This window comes from Pseudomonas sp. BF-R-19 (assembly GCF_019956445.1).
GTDB classification, from domain to species: Bacteria; Pseudomonadota; Gammaproteobacteria; order Pseudomonadales; family Pseudomonadaceae; genus Aquipseudomonas; species Aquipseudomonas fluorescens_BH.
In genome coordinates, this window is the sequence record NZ_JAHBDN010000018.1 from 1 (window position 1) to 1,679 (window position 1,679).

The 1,679-nt window shown below is 54.1% G+C and carries 1 protein-coding gene; it reads right to left on the reverse strand.

The features are described from left to right. Positions 1-175 precede the first annotated feature (175 nt). Positions 176-1,612, reverse strand: coding sequence for an IS1182 family transposase (locus tag KGB28_RS01100; RefSeq protein ID WP_223441331.1), 1,437 nt, complete (start codon positions 1,610-1,612; stop codon positions 176-178). Positions 1,613-1,679 lie beyond the last annotated feature (67 nt).

The following is a 1,679-nucleotide window of genomic DNA, read 5'->3' on the forward strand; positions in this document are numbered from 1 at the left end:
CCAGGCTGTGTGAAAACGCACTGAGTACGTCGATAACGGAGAGTTGCGTGCGTTGCCTGCGAAACAGCAGACGGAAGCGCGAATTACCTTAGTCAGCTACATAGGTGTTCGTAAATGCGATTTGGGCCGCGCCAGCGGCCCAAATCGCTACTAACGGGCGAGCAAGCGGCTGGACTCACGCCCTGATCGCTTCAAGCAATCCTGCAATGCCGAAGATGCTCATCATTCGCTTGAGGTTGTAGGCGAGCACATGAAGGCTCATCTCGGTGCTTACCCTCGGCAGGGTTTTGGTCAGGAAGTGGGTACTTCCCATCCAGTATTTGAGCGTTCCAAAAGGATGTTCAACGGTCTGGCGGCGACGCCTCATCATCGTTGGATCATGATCCAGCCGAGCCTGCATTGCATCGACTACGGCTTCATGTTCCCAGCGCTTTACCCGGCGCTCTTTACCCGTGGTGCATTGCTTTTGCATTGAGCAGGACTGGCAGCCCGAGAAGTAGTAACAATGCAATAACATGCCGTCTTCCACCGACGAATACCGCCGGGTCAGTAACTGTCCCGCTGGGCATCGATACTCGTCCGATGCAGCAACGTAGATGAAGTCCTGCTTGCCAAATCGGCCTTCGGCTTTGCTGCCCGATGTCAGGGGTTTCGGTACGAAGGTAGTGATGCCGGCTTGCTCGCAAGCAAGGATTTCCAGACCTTTGTAATAGCCTCGGTCGGCCACCACCGTTAGCGATTCAGCCTCGATTTCTTCACGCGCCTGGTTCGCCATATTGCTCAGTTGCCCACGATCATTACCAACATTGGTCACCTCATGGGCAATGATCAGATGGTGTTTGTCGTCGACAGCTGTTTGGACGTTGTAACCAACTGTTCCGGTGCCTCGGCCGCTCGTGGCCATTGAGCGTGCATCTGGATCGGTAAGAGAGATTTGTTGGTCTGGACTGTCGTGGAGCTGCGCCTCGATGTCCTTGAGTTTCTGCATCTGCTTTTTCAGCGTTTCTATCTTTTCTTTCAACCGCTCGGCCTTGGCCTCGGCTACTTCGGGTGTTGCCCGATCCGCCGAATCCATCGCCGTTAGATAACGGTCAATGCTCTGTTCAATCTGCTGCATGCGTGCCTTCACTTTGCCCTGGGTGAAGTTACGGTCGCGATTATTGACGGCTTTGAATTTGCTGCCATCGATGGCGATGATTGATTGGGAGAAGAGATTGAGGTTGCGACAAAGCACTACGAATTGCCGGCAGACGCTGCGAATGGCTTTGCCGTTGTCTTTGCGAAAGTCGGCAATGGTTTTGAAGTCCGGAGCCAAACGTCCCGTCAGCCACATCAACTCGACATTGCGCTCGGCCTCGCGTTCCAGCCGGCGGCTGGACTGAATCCGATTCAGGTAGCCGTAGATATAGATCTTCAGCAAGATCGCTGGATGGTAGGCCGGACGCCCCGTTGCAGCAGGATCAACACCTTCAAATCCAAGTGCACCCAGGTCGAGTTCATCGACGAAAACGTCGACCACTCGCACTGGATTTTCTTCGGCTACGTAATCGTCCAAGCACTCAGGCAGCAACGTGACTTGCGTCCGAGCCTCACCTTCAATGAATCGCTTCATGATCGCCCCCAATACGATCTAGACGATCAGAAGGTTAGACAAACACTGGCGTTTTCACACAGCCTGG

Coding starts and splice junctions, on each gene's coding strand:
- KGB28_RS01100 (WP_223441331.1), bottom strand. CDS start 1,612: ATGAAGCGATTCATTGAAGGTGAGGCTCGGACGCAAGTCACGTTGCTG.